Genomic DNA, 18,610 nt, shown 5'->3' on the forward strand with positions numbered 1-18,610 from the left:
CACACGACGACACGGCAAACAGCGCCGTGAATGAAAAGAACAAGCCTGCCGCAACGCGCCCCAAAATGCGCAGCGCGCCGCCCGGACACCCACTCCCCGACCGTGGACGGTGCCCTCTCTGCAGCTCAAAAATGTGTTTCTCCGTTCTTCTCATTCGTCTTTTTCGCTTTACCTTATTATATTCATTGTTCTTGGGTGGTTCCGTTGAGCTCCAGGAGTTCGTCTATATTCTTCCTGCTGTTGCTCAGTCTGGGCACCTTATGCTGCCCTCCGAGCTTGCCCTTTGACTTGAGCCAGTCGTTGAAAAGATTAGGGCGGGCCTGCACAATCTGCAGATGTTGGAGCGTGACGTCGTGGAAACGCTTGGCCTCATAGTCGCTGTTGAGCTCCTGCAGGCGCCGGTCGAGCAAGTCGGAGAACTGCTGCAAGCTCTCCGGAGGCCTGCTGAACTCGATGAGCCACTGGTGCCTGCACTTGGCATTGGCATCCATGTAGATGGGCGCAGCCGTGTATTCGGCCACCTGGGCGCCCGTTTGTTCGCAGGCGTAGGCCAGCCCCCGCTCGGCGTTATCCATGATAAGCTCCTCGCCGAAGGCATTGATAAAGTACTTGGTGCGGCCGGTGATGACGAACTTATACGGCTTGCGGCTGGTAAACTGCACCGTATCGCCGATGAGATAGCGCCACAGTCCGCACGAAGTAGAGATGAGCATGGCGTAGTTACGCCCCAACTCCACACCCTCCAGCGGAACAACGGCGGGATGGTCGGTGCCGAATTCGTCCATTGGTATGAACTCATAGAACACGCCGTAGTCGAGCATGAGGAGCATGCTCCTGTCCGTCGGGTCGTCCTGAATGCCGAAGAAGCCCTCGCTGGCGTTGTAAGTTTCCATGTAGTGCATGCCCGGCGAGGTAATGATTTGCTCGTACTGGCTGCGGTAGGGCGTAAAGGCAATGCCGCCGTGGAAGAACACTTCCAGGTTTGGCCACACCTCGTTGATGTGCTGCTTGCCGCTCAGTTCGAGCACGCGAACCAGCACCGAGAGCATCCAGGAGGGAACTCCGGAGAGGTTGGTCACGTTCTTCCCTATGGTTTCGCGGGCTATGCGGTCGCGCTTCACCTCGAAATCAGAGAGCAGCGCCGTCTGCTTCTTCGGCACGCGCACTAAGTTGGCAACCGGATTGATGTTCTCTATCAGGATGGCGCTCAGGTCGCCCACCAGACTTCCGGGCAGGTTATAGTTGGGCGAATGGCTGCCGCCGAGGATGAGACTCTTGCCGTCGAACATCCTGCTCTGCGGATTGTTGCGCAGGTAGAGTGCCACTACATCGGCCCCACCTTTATAATGTATGTTGTGCAGACCTTCGGATGAAACGGGTATGAACTTGCTTTTGTCGTTCGTGGTGCCCGATGATTTGGCGTACCATTTTACCGTTCCGGGCCACAGCACGTCGTGTTCGCCGTGGCGCATGCGGTCTATACAGTCCTTCAGTTCTTCGTAAGTAGTTACCGGAAGGCTGCGGGCAAAGTCGCTGTAAGAGCGTACCGCCCCCATTGCATACTTGCGTCCGTACTCCGTATGCTTACCTCTGCCCACAAGATATTCGAGCACCCGCTGCTGCAACTCATCCCCATCGCGAAGGTGATGCTTCAATTCACGCTGACGGGGAACGAACAGCTTGCCGGCAAAACTTGTTAAACTCATTGATGCCTATTATCAGTTTAAGTTGCAAATTTAGCCTAAACTTTCGGATTTAACGTACAATTTAAGATTTTTAATACTGTCTCCGCCCGTTTGTTTCTTGATGACCTGGCACCGTGTTTATTACATTCAGCGCAGCTTATTTTACAAGACAAAGTAACAGAGGCAGGCAATTCACAATTCACAATTCACAATTCACAGGTTTTGAAGATATGCTTCAAGCCTCTTGAACGATACTTTCAAGGGCCTTGAAGATGCCGTTCAAGAGGCTTGAATGATACCTTTTATCTCCTTGTTTGTAAGTAGTTGGATATCAATAGTTTGCGTAACGGATACCAGTTAGCCTTCTTGCTATATTTATAAAAGTAGGTAATTGGGGTCTGCTTGTGGGCGTCAGCGTATCCTCCCCTTAGAAAGGGGAGGTTAGGAGGGGATGATATGTTAAGCAGCAAACTGCTAATTCGTAATTCATAATTCACAATTCATAATTCAGAAGGTGATGGTCTATCCTTCAAGTTAGCTAATTCCTGCCATCAAATCATCCCCTCCTCCGCCTCCCCTTGGAAAGGGGAGGATACCGGTTTGTCTTCTTGCAAACCGTTGCTTGTTTGTTTCAAAAATGAAATAAGCATTCAGCAGCAGAAAAAATACTATGTTACTCTGTCTTTAAAATAAGGAGACAGCACAACAAAATAATATCAGCAACGAAAAAAATACTCTGTTACTCTGTCTTTAAAAATGAGGAGCAAATCAGCTGGGAACATGCAGCAGACAAATGAAAAATTTGTTACTCTGTCTTTAAAAACCAACTTTTCCACCCCAACTTTATAATTATTTTCTCTTTGTTTTTTAAAAGAAAAAAGAAAATGAATGGTATGATGTGGTGTTGATAAGTGCAAAACTCGAGGCCCGATTATTTGGTTATTCCGCTTTCAACATTCGGGTTGCAGTTATGCACACATCCACCTAATTTCTGATTGTTGGTTTTCAGCGAGATAGCATACTTATTCACATGTTCGTAATAGATAGTGCAAAGTTGATAAGTTGATATCTTTTCAGCTGCCGAAAATGTGGAAATCGCTTTTAGAAGGGCGTAATAAACCTGTGGATATCCACGCTTTTGCGGCTCTCTGTCTGCCTACGTGCATATCTGCAAAGTTATGATGAGGTTGTAAACAGGGTTTTCCACAGGTTTATCAACAGGTTGTTGAAAAGCCAGCAGGGTTGTTTCAGCCGCCTTCAGACCATCATTTTTCGTTCAAACCACTTGCCGAATACGGGGTCGGTCAGGGTTATCTCGTCGCCTTTTACGGTGATGATGTCGCGTTCCAGCAGGGCTTTCTTCAGTCTGTTGATGTTTGAATAGCTTCCCAGTCGGTATTTTTCGCGTACCTGTGAACGGCCGAAGTTGTCGTTGATGCCGTCGATGATTGCACGGATAAAGTTCATCTGGTATTCCGAGAGCGGCTCTACCATCTGCATGAAGAGGATGTCGTTGGTGGCCAGCAGTTCGTTCATGGCCGCCTGCAGATGGGCTCTGGTAACGGTGTCGCCCTCCTTTGTCAGTGTAAAGACAAGCCACGAGAGCTGCTGCACGTAGGCCGAATAATTGTCGACCAAGGTGCATATTTCTGCTGCCAGTGTGGGACTGATGCTGCGGTTGCCGTCGGCAAAGTGAGTGACGATGTAGTCCGTCCAGTCTGCAGTAGATATTTTGTCGAGCACTATCAGGTCACCGAACTGATAAAAGGGCATGCTCCTGTTCAGAAAAATGCTGCCCATGAGGTGGTGTTTGCTGCCGAAGAGACAGTAGGACGTACGCTGCTGGTGCTGCCACACACTCCTGAGGCGGGCCTGCACTTGCTTGCTGTCGGCTATCTCGCCTATTTGTTGGAACTCGTCTATGCACACCACAATCCTTTTTCCTTTCCTTTCGGCTATCTGTTCGACCAGAGAGAGTATCTCCTCCGGTGTATGCGTCTTGGGCGAAATGCCGAGTGAGACGCTGAACTGGATGTTGGGGTCGGGACTGAACGAAATCTTCGGCGAGAGCCGATAGATGAAGTCTTTGGCTTCCTCGAGCCAGAGTTCCTTGCGCGAGGCCGTTTGCTGCAGCACTGCCGCAGCCAGTTTGTTATAGAACTCGTACTCCGTCTTGCACCCGAAGATGTCAACATAAACCGTAATGAGCTCCGTCGGCGAGACCAAACCGCACACATGCCTCACCAGAGAGGTCTTGCCTAAGCGGCGGGGCGACATGAGTATCACGTTCACTCCATTTCTGAAATCGGTCAGCAGGCGCTCCGTTTCGGCCTTTCTGCCCGTAAAGTTATAGCCTGAAACAGCCACTCCGAAAACAAATTTGCGCTCCATAACTTTCTTGTTTCAAATGATTTACGCCGCAAATATAGGCTTTTATTTTCATTTACACAAGTATGTATCACACAAAGTTGTGTCACACAAGGTTGTGTGACTTGTTTTTCAGCGTATTTAATGGGTGTTTTCAGCGTCGTTATCAACCGCCGGTAAAGGTGTAAAAGGCATGTTTCAGAAATTCTGAACGGCAGTTTCGCCTACCGCGGTTGCCGCAGGCGGGAGGCTTTAATAGTCGTCATCATCGCCCATCAGCAAGTTTAAAAGGTTGTCGGCATCCTTTATGGTGAACGAGAAAGGAAAGGTAAACTTGAGCCCGAAGGCCAGGGCATGGCGGTGGATGCTGCCATGCGAGAGGCTGGTGGCGCTGCTGTCGGTGTAGCGGGAGCGGATATCGGCGTGGGAATTGATGCCCATGCGGTAGCCGTACGTTACCTGCAACGCTACCGATGACAGGATATAGAGGTCTACACCCACCAAGGGAGCCACGCTGAAGCGTGGCAGGCGGATGGTTGCCGTACGCTCGTAGGCCTTGCTGACGGGCGTGGCGCTGCTGGTCATGGTGAGAGTTTGGCGCGTGGAACCGAGGGTGCAGAACGCGTCGAGGCCTATGTAAGGCTGCACCATCCACTCTTTTGGGGCGGGATACCAGCGTCCGCCGAGCATTGCCTGCTGCAAGTTGGCCGAGAGATCCTGCCCCTGATAGTTGAGTTCCTCCTTCTCATAGCCCGCCGTAAGGCTGAAGTGGGAGGCGGGAATGAAGTATTCGGCATGCAGAGAGGTCATGAGTCCCGTCTTCACACCGGGCAACGAAGAGTTAATGGACTGCCCCGTGGTGTGCAGGTCGGTAAGCTTCACGGGGCCCAAAGCACCGTCCAGGGCCCACCGCCGCTCGCTGTCGGCATCCTGTGCCGGGGTCTCGAGAGGTATCAGTAATAAGAAAATGAAAAGAAAGAAAGCCGGTTTCAGCCTTCTGCTGCAGCAAAGGGCGGCCGGCAACGCATGTTGGTTAAAACTTAAACGGCTCATCTTAAAAGGCCGCCACGGCGGCTGTTACACTTCTTTTGTAAAGACATAAATGGCTTGAAACTCATGTTGCATGATGAAAAAGCCCTTTCCGGCCTCGGTTGTCAGGAGGGAAGCAGAACTAATACTAAGTGTATCTCCGCCCTTCTTTCGCAAGAGGCAGAGAGTTGAAAATTTGAAGCAAAAAGACTTCCCCGCCCGTCCGGTAAGACCGGGAGTAGGGCTTTGTTTTTTATTTGTTTGCCGTCAGTGCAGTCCGAAGGCCGTTTTCCAGAGCTTGTAGTTTTCGTGTTCCAGCGGATGAACGTGTCCGTCAGCTCGTATAACCTTATTGATAAACCCGCGGATGCTCTTCAGTATGGCCTGCCTTTCGGGCTCGCTGAAGCCGTCGAGCACCTCTCTTGTGCCGTCAACGATTTCGTTCAGGGTGTATTTCTTGTCCAATGAGGCCTGAATATCGGCCTCCATCTCGGCCGTGATGTCGCCTATCTGCTTGATGCCTGATACGAACTCGTCAATGTATTCTTTCTCTCTGCGCTGATAAATGCCGTCGGCATTGGCGAAGAAGAGTCCCGTCTGCGCCATCAGCTTTACTATTGCGGTGATTTTTTCCATTGTTTTTACTCCTAAGGTTCATGTTTCTTACGGTCATTCCGGTTTCTTGTCGAACGACTTCCCGGCCAGTCCGATGACGCCGATAACGCTCTTCGCCATCTGACTTAGCTTCTCCGAGCTTATTCCGACCTTGCCGAGCGTTTCGCTGATCTTGCCGTCCTGCAGTTTTTCTTTTGCCGATTCAATCATTGAATTGGCCACATCGCTTTTGAGAATGTTTTCCAAGAAGTTCCCCATAATTGCGTTTGATATTAGTTATAATATAATAATGTGTCGCCACAAAGATAGGGAAATAATTTAAAACGGCAAGGAAAAAACAAATTATTTTACTCAAATAATGATGCTGAACGGCCGGATTACGGTTGCAGAAAGCATTCACCACGCTTCCTGAAGGGCTGTACCGGGCGCGGCGATAGCCGTGAGCAGGGCTACAGCTGGCCGTTCTCAACCTGTAGCACGATACGCTCCGTGAGGCGATCTACGCCCTCGGGGTCGTACTGCTTCTTCAGACTGGCGCCGAAGAACCACGCAAACGCCTGGTAAACTCCGGCCCTGGTAGGACCGAGGAAGGCCTGAATGAGATTGTAGGACGACGAGTTACACTCGCGGTAAATGAGCTTGATGAGCAGCTTACCCTGCTGGTAGGTGAGCTTCTTCATGCGGGGCGTGTACTCTTTCTTGATGCTGTATTCCACACGACGCATGTGTTCGTCACGCGCCTTCTTATTGGGCAGCGTCTGCAAATACTCCCCCGTCTCGATGATAATGGCCCTGCACTCCTTGGCAATGGGCAGTACCTTCTTGACATTATACACCAACCGGTTGTATCGGGCACGCTCTGCAGCATTGCTGAACACCGGAACAGGGTACACGTAGAGCGGGTTCAGCTCCACGTACTGTATGGAGTCGGCGCCATAGAGCACCTTTCCCACCTTTACCTTAGGCTCAAAGGTGGGCGTATCCATGTTTATCGGGCGGTCTTCGGGGTTGATGTGGCCCGGCTTGTCGTCCTGGGCAAGCAGCTGCAGGGGGGCCAGCAGCGCCGCGAAAACCAGTATGCAGAACTTTACTTTCATTGCAATGGCAAAGATACAGATAAGTTGTCAGCCGGAGAAAAAATTTCTTTTTTATTTGCGTTATTAAGCATTTAAAGCTATATTTGCGACCAGTCACACACACACAGACCATGAAAAGACTTTTGACGCTGCTCCTGCTGGCAGTCGTGCTGCACGCATCGGCACAGCATACCGAGCCGTGGGAGGAATATCTTGACCAGTTGGGAGAAACCGAAGACGTGGAAACGGAGACCTGGGAAGCCATGTACGACGTGCTGAGCGAGCTGGCCGCAAGGCCCCTGAACATCAATACGGCCACCCGCGAGGACCTGGAACGCCTGCCTTTTCTCACCCCCCGGCAAGTTGAGGACTTATCAGAATACCTTTATAAATATGGCCCCATGCGCTCGTTAGGCGAGCTCTCGATGATTGAGTCGCTCGACCCAACGCGCGTAAAGCTGCTTGGCTGCTTCGTGTTTGCAGGCCAGCCGGCCGGCGGAAGACAACTGCCCACCCTGCAGCAGGTGGCCCACTACGGCCGCCACGAGCTCACCGCAGCCGGCCGGTTGCCCTTCTACACCCGCCACGGCGACGTCAACGGCTACCTGGGTTACAAGTACAAGCACTGGCTGCGGTACGTTTTCAGCTACGGACAGCAGGTGAGAATCGGCCTCACCGGTGCCCAGGATGCGGGCGAACCCTTCTTTGCAGGCCGTAACAAGGCGGGCTACGACTTCTATTCCTTTTACCTCCAGTTGCGCGACATGGGCCGACTAAAGGCGCTGGTGGCCGGAAGATACCGGCTGAAATTCGGCCTCGGCCTTATCCTGAACAACAGTTTCGGCTTCGGAAAGATGGCAACGCTCTCCACGCTGGGCAACAGCAGCGCCTCCCTGCGTGGCCACTCGTCGCGCTCGAGCGCCAACTTCTTGCAGGGAGCAGCGGCAACCGTGCAGGTTGTACCGCACGTGGAGCTTACCGGATTCTTCTCTTACCGCAAGATAGATGCCACGCCCGGAGCCGACAGCAGCACCATTCAGACCATCCTGAAGACCGGATACCACCGCACGCAGACCGAGATGGACCACAAGAACCTGGCCGCGCAGACCCTTGCAGGGGGCAACGTGGCCTGGCGATGGCACGGTCTGCATGCCGGCATCACGGGCTTCTACACCTCGCTCGACCATGAACTGGCGCCCCAGTCCACCCAACGCTTCCGCCGGTACTACGCCCGCGGCAGCCGCTTCTGGAACCTGAGTGCCGACTATGGCTACACTTCGCGCGCCCTGACCCTGAGCGGCGAGACTGCCACCGGCGACTGCGGAGCCCTTGCAACCATCAATCTGTTGAGCTGGCAGCCCTCGTCCCGCCTCTCTCTCCTGGCCCTGCAACGCTTCTACAGCTACCGTTTCTACTCGCTCATGAGCAGGAGTTTCAGCGAGGGAGGTGCCGAGCAGAACGAGAGCGGCATCTACTTGGGAGCCACCTGGCGCCCGGCAAGCCACTGGGAGCTGATGATGTACACCGACTACAGCCACTTTGCATGGCCCCGGTACGGAGCCAACGCTCCCTCGCATGCCTGGGACAACCTGCTCGCCGTTACCTGGCGCAGCGGCAGAACGGCCATCTACGGCCGCTACCGCATAAAACTGAAGCAGCAGGACAATGCTGAAAAGACCGCACTCATATCCGGCACCGAGCAGCGGGGGCGCCTCGCATTCAGCTATGAGGCCGATGGATGGGGACTGAAGACGCAGGCCGACGTGATGAACAGCCACTGGCAGGGCAACAGCCTGGGGTGGATGGCGAGCCAGAACCTGAGCTGGCAGCGCCGCCGGCTGCACCTGTACGGCAGCGTGGGCTACTTTCACACGGCCGATTATGCCTCCCGCATCTACACCTACGAGCGCGGATTGCTCTACGACTTCTCGTTTCCGGCCTTCTCGGGGCATGGCATCCGCTACGCACTCATCGTGCGCACCGACCTCGGCAGCCACGTTATGCTCATGGCCAAGCTCGGCTCAACCGATTACTTCGACCGCGACCACATCTCTTCCGGCTACCAGCAGATTGACCGCTCATCGCAAACCGACCTCGACATCCAGCTCCGTCTCAAGTTCTGAAGTCCGTAGCCGCCTTCCTCCCAATGTCTTTCCGCGGTGCTTTCAACCCGCCGTTGCGGTGCAGGAAGACAGCTTCGGGAACTTTCGACAAGTGTCGCACGATTATTCGACACCTGTCACACCATCGTGCGACACTTGTCGAAAGTTCGTGAAAGCATCCTTTTACACCTTTCTTTCAATCATTCTAAAACCGGAGAGAGAAAGAAACGGAACCTCTCTCCGGCCATTTTACGTAGGTCCGGGCATGTGGCGTTAATAGCCAAGCATGGCTTCGGGGCGTATGCCGAGTATGTGGCATATCTTGCCGGCTAAGCTCAAGCCCGGCTCGCTCTTGCCTTTCACAAAGTCGTTTACGCGCGTTGGGCTTACGCCAATGCGCCGTGCAAGTTCTTTCTGGGTTATTTTTTGCTCGTCGAGGCTTAACTTGATAAGCTCGGCAGGAGTGGGTTTGGCGATGGGGTAATGCAGTTTTTCGTACTCCTCTACGATGTCGCTCATGAGCGTAAGCTCCACACAAAGCGGCGAGTCGGTGGGAGTGCTGTCGTCAACAAGCGGCAGCAGTTCCTCTATTCGTCGCTCGGCCAGTTCGTATTGCTGTTTGGTTATTCCTTCCATTGTCGTTTCCTCCTTTATAAATGAGTAATGTCTTGTATCTTGTCATACTGCTGGTGGGTTCCCACAAAGCGAATGAAGATTCGCTGAATGGTGAACTGAATGACCACGACCAGCCTGTATTTGTTGCCTCGGATGTTGAAAACGTAGTGCTGGTTGCCTACCATGTCGGTGTCGCCGTAGTCTTGTCGGATGTCTCCTAACGAGTGCCAGCTGCTGTGCAAGGCTATGTCGTACCACCGTTCCAGTGCTACACGGGCGTCTTCGCAGCCTTTCTGCTCGTAAAACAGCTTGATTTTCTTATGCGAAATAATTCTCATGATGCGTTCACAAACACTTTCTTTCGGTTACAAAGATAAGTATAAATACCGAAATACAAAATATTCAGGCAGAATAAATCTATATTTCAGAATTTCAAGAGCATTGTAATCGTTCTTTCAACTCATTTCTCCCATCAAGCTACTTTTAACCTGCAGCAACTCTTTATTTCATAAATAATTGCTAACTTTGCACCCTGATATGGGTATGTTGACTTATTTTGTCGAGGCAATATTGATATTTATCCTTGGCTGCACGGTGTATCTGAAATGTAACCAAGGCATGGCCAGGAACGCTCGCGGCCAGCAGACGCGGCGCTTCCTGATAACAACCCTGCTCTCGATACTGCCCTTGGCCGTTACGGGAACATCGTTGCTGCAACCCCGTATGCTGCTTGGCCTGGGCCTGGGTGTGCTGTGGATGGTCACTTATCCGCTGCTCTTTCACCTCACCAACCGCAAGACATCGCCCGATTACGAGAACTACATGGACATTACCTTCGGCATCTACATCTTCGGCTGGCTGTCGGCGCTCAACCTGCTGTGCCCCTGGGGTTGGGTTGTGGCACTTGTTGAGCTGCCGCTGATGCTTGTTCCGCTGTTCCAGATTGTTTACTTCGTGACGTACAGAGTGTGCATTGATGACAACGGAATGAAGCTCATTCAGGAAACAGACGTGAACGAGGTGGTCGAATTCTTCCGTTCTTTTGCGTGGTGGCAGAATGCTCTGGCCGTCCTGCCCGCGGTGTTGCTCACGGCTGCACTGTTCGTTGTGAACGGCCGGAGCGGTGCAAACGTACTCTTAAACACCGACTGGCACGATGCCGAAAGCCTCATCCGGGCCGGCTTAGTGATAGGACTGTTCGTCTTCTTCAGCATCTACACCTTCAAGCCTCACCACGGCGTGTTCGGCCGAACGGGCATAGCCATGCTCTACGCCAACGTGAGGGAGTACGCTGCCAACAACCTCCGCTACATCCGCGAGGCTGCCCTGCGCATGCAGGAACTGCGGGTTGAGCCCCTCGGCAGGCCTTCCGATAAGCCCCACACCATCATGATGGTAATAGGAGAGTCGGCCTCTCGCGACTTCATGAGTGCCTATCATCCCGACATGAAGGAAGACACAACGCCCTGGCTGCGTGCCTCCGCGGCCGACAGCCGCCACTTCCTGCTCTTCCGCAATGCCTACTCGTGCACCATGCAGACCGTTCCCACGCTGGAAAAAGCACTCACCGAACGCAGCCAGTACAACCTGAAGCCGTTCTATGAGTCGTGCTCCATCGTCGACATAGCCCACAAGTTAGGCTACACAGTGCACTGGTACAGCAACCAGGGGCACCTGGGAGCGGCCGATACTCCTATCACCCTGGTGGCCAATACGGCCGAAACGGCCAAATGGACACGGCAGGAAGTAAACCGCGTGCAGTACGACGAGACGCTCATCAGCTTCCTTGATGAGGTTGACCCCACACAAAACAACCTCGTGGTGCTGCACCTCATGGGCAGCCATTTCAACTTCATGAGCCGCTATCCGGCCGCCTTCACCCGCTGGGGGCAGCCCGGCGTGCAGGAGAACGTGACCAACTACAAGAACTCCCTGGCCTATACCGACCACGTGCTGCAGCAGTTCTACGAGTACGCATGCAGCAAGCTGAACCTCGAAGCGATGGTTTACTTCAGCGATCATGCCACCGAACCGGGCCGCAGACGTAAGCCCAACTTCGACAGCTTCCAAATGGTACGCATCCCGTTCTTTGCCTTCGTGAGCGAAGATTACATCGACCATCACCCCGAGCGCTACGCTATGATGGCCCGGAACCAAGACAAATACTTTACCAACGACCTGATATACGACTTCATGTGCGGCCTGTTTGACGTGCGTTCCAACCACTTCGACGAGGCCGAATGCCTGGCCAGCAGCCGTTACCGCTACACGCGCAACATGCTGCTCACCTACGACGGCAAGAAGCACATCAGTCAGGACAACGAAAAAGTGTAATCTCCGCCACTTTCATTCACCCCATTTTTCATTCAGTTATGTCCGCTTTGAAGATGGCGGACAATAGCTTCGGGAACTTTCGACAAGTGTCGCACGATTATTCGACACCTGTCACACCATCGTGCGACAAGTGTCGAAAGTTCCTCCTCACGGTCAACTTCACCCTTCATCCACATCTCCGTTACCCTGGGTAACGGCATTCTTACAGCTTTATTTCGTTCATTATCTCGGCCGGGGCACGCTGCTGCTCCAGCAACTGCTTCATGCGGTCCATGTAGGGTGCCACGTGTTCGAAGAACCGGAGGTAGCCCCGGCACAGGTAGTTGAGGCCGGGATTGCCGTAAGCGTCGGTCACGAAGCGGTTCTTGGGGCACTCGCCGTTGCATGCGAAGCGGTACTTGCACTCCCTGCACTGCCGGGGCAGATGCTTTTGTTTGAGCGTTGCGAAGGCCCGCTGCTTGTCGCCGTACATCATCTCGAGCAGCGTTTGCGAGTTGATGTTGCCCAACCGGTACTCCGGGAACACGAAATGATCGCAGCTGTACACGTCGCCGTTGAACTCCATGGCAGCCGCATGGCCGCATGTTTTGCCCATGGTACAGATGCCGGGGGTCTGCCCGCACCAGTTTGCCAGCGTGGCATCGAAGAGCTGTACGAACACTTCGCCCACGTCGTTGCGCACCCACTCGTCGAAGATAGCACAGCAGAAGCTGCCCCACTGGTCGGGCGTTACGCTGAAATCGGCCATCGGGGCGTCGGCTGCATCTGTGAGGCTGGCCAGATGGCGGCCGTCGGCATGGCTCACGATACGCTCTACGATGGGCGTGAACTGGATGTACTTGCAGCCTATCTGCTTGAAGAAACGGTAGAACTCGAGCGGGTAATCGGCGTTGAAGTCGTTGACCACGGCCATTGCATTCCACTCCACGCCGTGCTTCTGCAGCAGCTTGATGCCCGCCATGACCTGCGTCCACGACGGCTTCCCGCTGCGGCTGCGCCGGTACTCGTCGTGAAACTCCTGCGGACCGTCTATACTCACGCCCACCAGCCAGTTGTTCTCACGGAAGAACTCGCACCACTCATCGGTCAGCAGGGTGCCGTTTGTCTGTATGGCATTGGATATTACGCGGCCGCGGGCGTACTTGCGCTGCAGCTCCAGGGCCCGCTTGTAGAAGGAGAGAGGGCGCATGAGCGTTTCTCCGCCGTGCCAGGTAAAGAGCACCTCGTTCATGGTCTGCGCCTCGATATACTGTTGGGTGAAGCGTTCGAGCAGCCGGTCGCTCATCACGTGGCGCGGCACTTGGTCGTACAGATGGGCTTTCTCGAGATAGTAACAGTACGTGCAAGCCAGGTTGCAGTGGGCCCCGATGGGCTTCAGCATGACGTACATAGGATGCGAAAAGAGGTTGAGGGTGGGCATGTTGGGTGTTGGGTGTTGGGTGATGGGTGGTAGATGAATGGGTTTGTGGGTGTTGGGTGATGGGTGTTAGGTGATGGGTGGAGAGTGATTTTCTTTCCTTCGCCTACTCGATACGCACTTTGGGGCCGGATGGGGAGGGAGTTACGGTGAGGTCTACGGCCGTTATCCAGTTAACGTAATGCAGGCGGATGCGGAGCTGGTTGCCCTGCCAGGCATAGCTGCCGGCCACGAAGAACGGGGGCGTAATGCCGCTGAAGCGGCCTTGGGCGCTGATGGTATAGGCGGGCCAGGCGGTGGTTTGGGTGGTAATCCAGCGGCGGTAGCCCAGGCGCAGGTTAACGGCATGGTCGTTGGCATCGGTGAGCGTGAGCACTATCTCGCTGCTTCGGCGCTCTGCCTGCATGCTCTTGAGCCCGTACTGGTTTGCGGGCAGCGTGTTGGTGCGGTCCAGCAGGCTGTCCTCATGGGTGCCCCGCCTTGCGCCGGAGGGAGTGGGAAGCACGGCGTGCGAGAGCTTCTGTAGTCGCCGCGCATCGCTCCGCGGGGCTGCGGGCAGCGGAGCATCCGTTACGCGGGGCATGAGCAGTCGCCAGAAGAGGTTGCGCTCGCGCTGCCCGTCGTAGTTGGAATACTGCGTGACCACTATCACCATGTCTTCCTTGGGCATCACGAAGATGTACTGCCCGAAGGCTCCGTCGGCCCTGGCGGCGCCCGGATAGGCGCATCGCCACATCTGGTAGCCGTAGCCCTGCTGCCCGTTATCAATCTGCTTCTGCATCATCTCGTGCGTCCACTGCTCGGGTATGAGCTGCCGGCCGTGCCAGTTGCCGTGGTGCATGAGCAGGAGTCCGAACTTTGCCAGCGTCTCGCTCTGGGCATGCAGGCCCCATCCGCCGGTGTTGATGCCCTCCGGACTGAGCTCCCACTGCACCTCCGTTACGCCCAGGGGGCCGAAGAGGCGCTGCCTGAGATACTCCAGCAGCGTGGTGCCCGTTACGCGCTGCACGATGGCAGAGAGCATGTAGGTGCACAGGGAGTCGTACTTGAAGAGCTTGCCCGGCGTGGCAACGGGGCGCGAGAGGAACTGCCGCGTCCAGTCAGCGGCGCCGTTGCGCAGCTGCCAGTCGGGTTCAATGCCCGAAGCCATGACGAGCAGGTCGCGTACCGTCATGCTTGCCAGGTTGGGAGAGATGCTGTCAGGCAGCTCTCTGGGAAAGAACGTGGCCACGCGGTCGGTCAGCCGGAGCCGGTTCTCGCCTATGGCAATGCCCACGGCGGCGCTTACAAAGGTCTTTGAGCAGCTGTACAGCGTGTGCGCATACTCGGGTCGGAAGGGCTCGGGGTACATTTCGGCCACCACCTTGTCGTGCCGCAGCACCATGACGCTGTGTATGCTGGTTCTTGGCAGGGCGAGCAGCGAGTCGAAGAGCTGGGCTACGGCGGCCGTGGGAATGCCCTCGGACTCGGGCGAGGAGCGCCGGAGCTGACCCGTCTGCGCCCATGCGGCGAGACCGGTAAGCACGAATGCGAGACAGATAACGGTTCTTTTCATGTGAGAGAGATGTTTCGATGAGTTGCCCAAAAATACAACTTTATTTCCAATCGGGCAAACTTGACGGCCGTATTTTTGGCTTCCGGGGGTGCAAGAGGTATGCTTCGGGAACTTTCGACAAGTGTCGCACATGAATTCGACACTTGTCACACAATCGTGCGACACTTGTCGAAAGTTCCCGGATGATAGGTTTTGAGTAACGGGTGGCATGCAGCACCACCCTGATGGCGATGCTCCGGGCCCGCCGCATTTGCAAGGCAGAAACCGCGCCCCGCAGCGGCCTCAAGCCCGCTGCAGCGAGGCTGCAACATGGTACCCTGCGTTGTACCAGCGCGGAGCTTGCAACCGGTGGGGGCATTGCGTATCTTTGCAGCGACAACTAAAATTAATTGACCACTAAAAAATTATTCAGGATGAACGAAAAAGAAACCTACGACGTTCTCCTCTCCGAGCATTTCAGGCTCGGAGAGCTTACACGCTCCGCCGCTGCTATACGCTACGGACTGCGCAATGAACCCAATGAAGTGCAGACGGAGCGCCTCCGCCAGCTCTGCCTACGTGTGCTCGAACCGCTGCGCAGGCGCTTCGGCGTGCTGCGTATCACGAGCGGTTTCCGCTCTGCAGAGGTGAACCGGCTGGTAGGTGGCGTGCCCTCATCGCAGCATACCCTGGGCGAGGCGGCCGACATCTTTACGCCTTCGGCCGAAGTGCAGCGCAAGATGAAGGACTTCATCGTGTGCAACCTGCCCTACGACCAGCTCATTGTGTACCACCGACCCAAGACTGGTGCGCGCTGGCTGCACGTGAGCCTGAAGAGCGACCGCGGCAACAACCGCTACCAGCTGCTCTGTTCAGGGCAGACGGAACGGACAACCGAAGGTGGCGGTAAATAAAAAGTGTTAAATTGTTTGCACCGTTTCTTACTTTTCCTTATATTTGTATAGGTGGAGAGGAGTCTCCGGACTCCTCTTCCATCGGGTGTTCAACTTAACATACAACTGATATGGAAAAAGGAGTAATAGGCTTTAATGCAGGCCGAGTTTGGCGCTATCTGAAGGACAGCGGCGAGACCGACATCAACAGATTGTGCCTGGACCTGGGCTTGAGTTTCGAGAATACCGCCCTTGCCGTGGGGTGGCTGGCCCGGGAGAACAAGGTAACGGTGAGGCGGAAGGACGGCAATCTGCTGATAGCAATCCAGGATGTTGAGTTCTCGTTCGGATAACCGTCAGCATGTATCCATGCCCCGCACCTGCCCCGACATGGCGTGAGGAGAAACAAGGGCGACCGCAGGCCAGGCCTGCCGGTACCGGCTGTTTGTGTCCTTGTTGTTTACAGCTGCATGAAAAACACCTGCTGTAGGTTTCTACAGCTTACGAAGAAGAAATAATCGGTGCACCGTCAGTCACGGCGGAAACAGTTGAAGATGGCGGCCAGGCTGCGCATCTGACTGATGAACGGGCTCTGTTCGCGGCTCTGCCGGAGCGCGCTGAACACGAGGTCGTACTGCCGCATGCGCTCTGCGGGTATGAGGGCGAGGGCCAGACTGTCGGCATAGTGCAGGCGGTAGAGGTCGAGCACGAGGTCGAACCCTGTCCAGCTGTCCATCGTCTGCTCGGCATCAGCCGTGCGCGGAGCGATGCGCTGCAGCAGCTGAGCACCGCTGCGGGGCAGCAGCTCACGGCGCAACACCTCCGGAAGGTCGCGCTCTATGAAGCGCACCCGGGTGAGGTCGCGGAACTGCCAGTCGCAAAACTGCTGATAGCTCCTGGACTGCAGGGCCTCGATGCTCCACACCGGGCGGCGTCCGTGGGCCTTTTCGTAGGCGTACTCACGGCGGTAGCGGTCGAAGAAGGCATCGAATCCGGGTACCGAGTCAACCGGTACGGTGCTTACTTGGCAGTCGCCTCCCATGCCGATGGTAACGAGCTTGTAGGCCGGCATGCAGGTTGCCAGCGACGGAATTTGTATGTTGACCAGCCGGCGGCCGTCTTTGGCAGCGTAGGTGGCCTTGTCGTTTACGTGCATGTGGCCTGCAAAGTGCAGGCGCAAGCCAGCTTCGAGGAACGAGTCGGTAACCTCCGGGGCCGGCACACGGTCGATGTCGAAGGCTCCGTTGCCCCAGGCACGGCGGATGATGGGCGAGGCGCCGTCGTTAAAATCGGCCAACGGATAGTGGCTGAAGGCAATGAGCGTCTTGCCGCGGCGGCGTGCTTCGGCCGTAACCCTGCGCACCCACGAGAGCAGGTGGTGCTTGTGGCGCAGCACGTTGTTGTAGCCAACGGACGAATTCTTGTACGTCATGCGGCCGTTAACCAAGCTGTCGGGCAGGTAGACGCCGGCATCAATGGCCATGAGCCACAGCCCCTGCACCGGTTCTGCAAGGTAGCTGGCGTCTATGGCGCGCAGGCTGTCGCAGTAAGTACAAGTCCGATTGGCGATGCTTGCGGCCTCCTGCGCCTTGAACAAGGAGTAGCTGTCGGGTGTATAGGCCGAGAAAGGCGTCTCCCAGTACAGATAATCGGCTCTGGGAAAGAACCCGAACCTGCTGTAACAGCGCATCTGCTCCTCGTAACCCGCGCTGCGCAGGGTGGTGTCGACCTGTACGGGCGGCACGGCTGCGGCACTATAGAGCGACGAATCGCTCACTATGGCGTGCGAACTGCCGTCGGCAGCCAGGAAGTTGGCCTCTTCGGTATCGGTTCCGAAAGGCGACTTGGGGTCGTGGTTGCCTACGGTCATGAAGAAGCTCATGCCGTATCGGCGCTCGTATTCATGCAGTATGCGGGCTGCGGCGTGCTGGTTCACGAGCTGCCCGTTGTCGGTCATGTCGCCCGTCAGCACCACGATGCCGGCCTGGCGGCGGGCAGCATCGTCGAGAGCAGCGCGCAGGGCGAAGATGTTCTCATTGAAGAGACGCGTTGACTGCACCTGTACGTTCATGGTGCGCAGCAGCTCCGGGTGCGAGATAACATCCTGTATGTGGGCGTCGGACATGAAAGCAGCGGTGCGGTTGCGTTCGTACTGCAGCTGTCGGAGTACCTGACGGAAGCGTTCGGGCTGGTCGAGGTTCACCATGTCGGGGTGGCAGTTGATGGCTTCGCGATAGGCTTCGTCGCCGTTCTTCATCATCAGTGCGGCCATGATTTTGATGCCCCGTGCCCGGCAGTAGTTGCGGATGGAGTCGGTGAGGTGGGCCGGCGAAATCTCTATGGCCATGGGTCGGCATACGCGCATCCACTGTTGCAGCTCGGCATAGCTCTCTGCGTTTACCTTTATTTTAAGTTCCGGAGCCAGGCGCACGAACCTGTCCTGCATCTTGCGGCTGCCGAACCAGAAGAAGCTGTTGTGCTGCCAGCCCCTTGAACGTACGAGGCTGATGAGGCGGGGCAGCGAGACGCCGTCCTTGACATCGAAGAACACGTTGGCGCGACCTTTCAGGCTGTCGAGCATGGTGGCAATGGTGGGCACTCTGGTGCCGGCAAAGCGTGGACTGAACCAGCTGCCCGCATCCAGGCGGTCGATGTCGGCAGACCGCATGCGGGCTATCGGTCCGTGGCCGTTAGTGGTGCGGTCGAGGGTTTCGTCGTGCAGGTTGTAGAGCACGCCGTCGCTGCTCTGCCTGACGTCAACCTCTATCCAAGAGGCTCCGTAGTCGAGTGCGGCAAGCGCAGATGCCACGGTATTCTCCGGTGCCAGCGAGTTGGCGCCGCGGTGCACCAGCACTTCGATGGGCTGCTGCGCCGCTGCCGAGGTTAAAAAAAGACACGTTGCAAGCGAAAGAAATAGAGACTTCATGTTGCTGTTGATGAGTG

Annotated in this window: 15 protein-coding genes; 4 read left to right on the forward strand and 11 right to left on the reverse strand. The window is 55.5% G+C overall.

Annotated features, from left to right (window positions below; genetic code table 11):
• Positions 1-182: 182 nt before the first annotated feature.
• The 6 genes from BMW31_RS02340 to BMW31_RS02365 form a co-directional block, all read right to left on the reverse strand.
• On the reverse strand, positions 183-1,706 hold the full coding sequence (locus BMW31_RS02340; protein ID WP_091820595.1) for a GH3 auxin-responsive promoter family protein: 1,524 nt from the start codon (positions 1,704-1,706) through the stop codon (positions 183-185).
• A 1,236-nt stretch (positions 1,707-2,942) separates the two neighbouring features.
• Positions 2,943-4,076: an AAA family ATPase gene (locus BMW31_RS02345; RefSeq protein WP_091820597.1), complete on the reverse strand. Its 1,134-nt coding sequence runs from the start codon at positions 4,074-4,076 to the stop codon at positions 2,943-2,945.
• Positions 4,077-4,304: 228 nt separating this feature from the next.
• Positions 4,305-5,105 carry an outer membrane beta-barrel protein gene (locus tag BMW31_RS02350; RefSeq protein ID WP_143049130.1) on the reverse strand — a complete coding sequence of 267 codons (801 nt, stop codon included), beginning with the start codon at positions 5,103-5,105 and terminating at the stop codon, positions 4,305-4,307.
• A 243-nt stretch (positions 5,106-5,348) separates the two neighbouring features.
• A complete protein-coding gene (locus BMW31_RS02355; RefSeq protein WP_091820602.1) occupies positions 5,349-5,717 on the reverse strand; it encodes a tellurite resistance TerB family protein in 369 nt (122 codons plus the stop codon).
• Between the two features lie 33 nt (positions 5,718-5,750).
• Positions 5,751-5,954: a hypothetical protein gene (locus BMW31_RS02360; RefSeq protein ID WP_091820604.1), complete on the reverse strand. Its 204-nt coding sequence runs from the start codon at positions 5,952-5,954 to the stop codon at positions 5,751-5,753.
• 191 nt (positions 5,955-6,145) lie between these two features.
• Entirely contained in the window at positions 6,146-6,793 is a 648-nt protein-coding gene (locus BMW31_RS02365) for a DUF4294 domain-containing protein (protein WP_091820607.1), read from the reverse strand.
• Between the two features lie 110 nt (positions 6,794-6,903).
• Here BMW31_RS02365 and BMW31_RS02370 point away from each other — a divergent pair, with 110 nt between their 5' ends.
• Positions 6,904-8,895, forward strand: a complete 1,992-nt coding sequence (locus BMW31_RS02370; RefSeq protein WP_091820610.1) for a helix-hairpin-helix domain-containing protein — start codon at positions 6,904-6,906, stop codon at positions 8,893-8,895.
• Between the two features lie 252 nt (positions 8,896-9,147).
• On the opposite strand, the gene BMW31_RS02375 is transcribed toward BMW31_RS02370, so the two are convergent.
• Both BMW31_RS02375 and BMW31_RS02380 read right to left on the reverse strand, forming a co-directional pair.
• Positions 9,148-9,510, reverse strand: coding sequence for a helix-turn-helix domain-containing protein (locus tag BMW31_RS02375; RefSeq protein ID WP_091820613.1), 363 nt, complete (start codon positions 9,508-9,510; stop codon positions 9,148-9,150).
• A 14-nt stretch (positions 9,511-9,524) separates the two neighbouring features.
• Positions 9,525-9,827 (reverse strand): type II toxin-antitoxin system HigB family toxin, encoded by a 303-nt coding sequence (locus tag BMW31_RS02380; RefSeq protein WP_091820616.1) that lies wholly within the window; start codon positions 9,825-9,827, stop codon positions 9,525-9,527.
• A gap of 280 nt (positions 9,828-10,107) precedes the next feature.
• Between BMW31_RS02380 and BMW31_RS02385 the strand changes: the two genes are divergently transcribed.
• Positions 10,108-11,823 (forward strand): phosphoethanolamine transferase, encoded by a 1,716-nt coding sequence (locus tag BMW31_RS02385; protein WP_177166255.1) that lies wholly within the window; start codon positions 10,108-10,110, stop codon positions 11,821-11,823.
• Positions 11,824-12,025: 202 nt separating this feature from the next.
• On the opposite strand, the gene BMW31_RS02390 is transcribed toward BMW31_RS02385, so the two are convergent.
• Positions 12,026-13,243 (reverse strand): anaerobic sulfatase-maturation protein, encoded by a 1,218-nt coding sequence (locus BMW31_RS02390; RefSeq protein ID WP_091820620.1) that lies wholly within the window; start codon positions 13,241-13,243, stop codon positions 12,026-12,028.
• A 103-nt stretch (positions 13,244-13,346) separates the two neighbouring features.
• Entirely contained in the window at positions 13,347-14,795 is a 1,449-nt protein-coding gene (locus tag BMW31_RS02395; protein WP_091820622.1) for a serine hydrolase domain-containing protein, read from the reverse strand.
• A gap of 413 nt (positions 14,796-15,208) precedes the next feature.
• Between BMW31_RS02395 and BMW31_RS02400 the strand changes: the two genes are divergently transcribed.
• Positions 15,209-15,688, forward strand: a complete 480-nt coding sequence (locus BMW31_RS02400; RefSeq protein WP_091820623.1) for a D-Ala-D-Ala carboxypeptidase family metallohydrolase — start codon at positions 15,209-15,211, stop codon at positions 15,686-15,688.
• Between the two features lie 110 nt (positions 15,689-15,798).
• Complete coding sequence (locus BMW31_RS02405; RefSeq protein ID WP_091820625.1) at positions 15,799-16,020, forward strand: winged helix-turn-helix domain-containing protein; 222 nt, start codon at positions 15,799-15,801, stop codon at positions 16,018-16,020.
• Positions 16,021-16,196: 176 nt separating this feature from the next.
• Here the strand turns inward: BMW31_RS02405 and BMW31_RS02410 are convergent, their stop codons facing one another.
• Positions 16,197-18,593, reverse strand: a complete 2,397-nt coding sequence (locus BMW31_RS02410; protein ID WP_091820736.1) for a glycerophosphodiester phosphodiesterase family protein — start codon at positions 18,591-18,593, stop codon at positions 16,197-16,199.
• Positions 18,594-18,610: the final 17 nt, after the last annotated feature.

Origin of the sequence: Prevotella sp. kh1p2 (assembly GCF_900111525.1) — a bacterium.
GTDB lineage: Bacteria > Bacteroidota > Bacteroidia > Bacteroidales > Bacteroidaceae > Prevotella.

What these genes read in the sequence shown, in the direction of transcription:
- BMW31_RS02340 (WP_091820595.1), bottom strand. Translation starts at nt 1,706, where the DNA reads ATGAGTTTAACAAGTTTTGCCGGCAAGCTGTTCGTTCCCCGTCAGCGT.
- BMW31_RS02345 (WP_091820597.1), bottom strand. Translation starts at nt 4,076, where the DNA reads ATGGAGCGCAAATTTGTTTTCGGAGTGGCTGTTTCAGGCTATAACTTT.
- BMW31_RS02350 (WP_143049130.1), bottom strand. Translation starts at nt 5,105, where the DNA reads ATGAGCCGTTTAAGTTTTAACCAACATGCGTTGCCGGCCGCCCTTTGC.
- BMW31_RS02355 (WP_091820602.1), bottom strand. Translation starts at nt 5,717, where the DNA reads ATGGAAAAAATCACCGCAATAGTAAAGCTGATGGCGCAGACGGGACTC.
- BMW31_RS02360 (WP_091820604.1), bottom strand. Translation starts at nt 5,954, where the DNA reads ATGGGGAACTTCTTGGAAAACATTCTCAAAAGCGATGTGGCCAATTCA.
- BMW31_RS02365 (WP_091820607.1), bottom strand. Translation starts at nt 6,793, where the DNA reads ATGAAAGTAAAGTTCTGCATACTGGTTTTCGCGGCGCTGCTGGCCCCC.
- BMW31_RS02370 (WP_091820610.1), top strand. Translation starts at nt 6,904, where the DNA reads ATGAAAAGACTTTTGACGCTGCTCCTGCTGGCAGTCGTGCTGCACGCA.
- BMW31_RS02375 (WP_091820613.1), bottom strand. Translation starts at nt 9,510, where the DNA reads ATGGAAGGAATAACCAAACAGCAATACGAACTGGCCGAGCGACGAATA.
- BMW31_RS02380 (WP_091820616.1), bottom strand. Translation starts at nt 9,827, where the DNA reads ATGAGAATTATTTCGCATAAGAAAATCAAGCTGTTTTACGAGCAGAAA.
- BMW31_RS02385 (WP_177166255.1), top strand. Translation starts at nt 10,108, where the DNA reads ATGGCCAGGAACGCTCGCGGCCAGCAGACGCGGCGCTTCCTGATAACA.
- BMW31_RS02390 (WP_091820620.1), bottom strand. Translation starts at nt 13,243, where the DNA reads ATGCCCACCCTCAACCTCTTTTCGCATCCTATGTACGTCATGCTGAAG.
- BMW31_RS02395 (WP_091820622.1), bottom strand. Translation starts at nt 14,795, where the DNA reads ATGAAAAGAACCGTTATCTGTCTCGCATTCGTGCTTACCGGTCTCGCC.
- BMW31_RS02400 (WP_091820623.1), top strand. Translation starts at nt 15,209, where the DNA reads ATGAACGAAAAAGAAACCTACGACGTTCTCCTCTCCGAGCATTTCAGG.
- BMW31_RS02405 (WP_091820625.1), top strand. Translation starts at nt 15,799, where the DNA reads ATGGAAAAAGGAGTAATAGGCTTTAATGCAGGCCGAGTTTGGCGCTAT.
- BMW31_RS02410 (WP_091820736.1), bottom strand. Translation starts at nt 18,593, where the DNA reads ATGAAGTCTCTATTTCTTTCGCTTGCAACGTGTCTTTTTTTAACCTCG.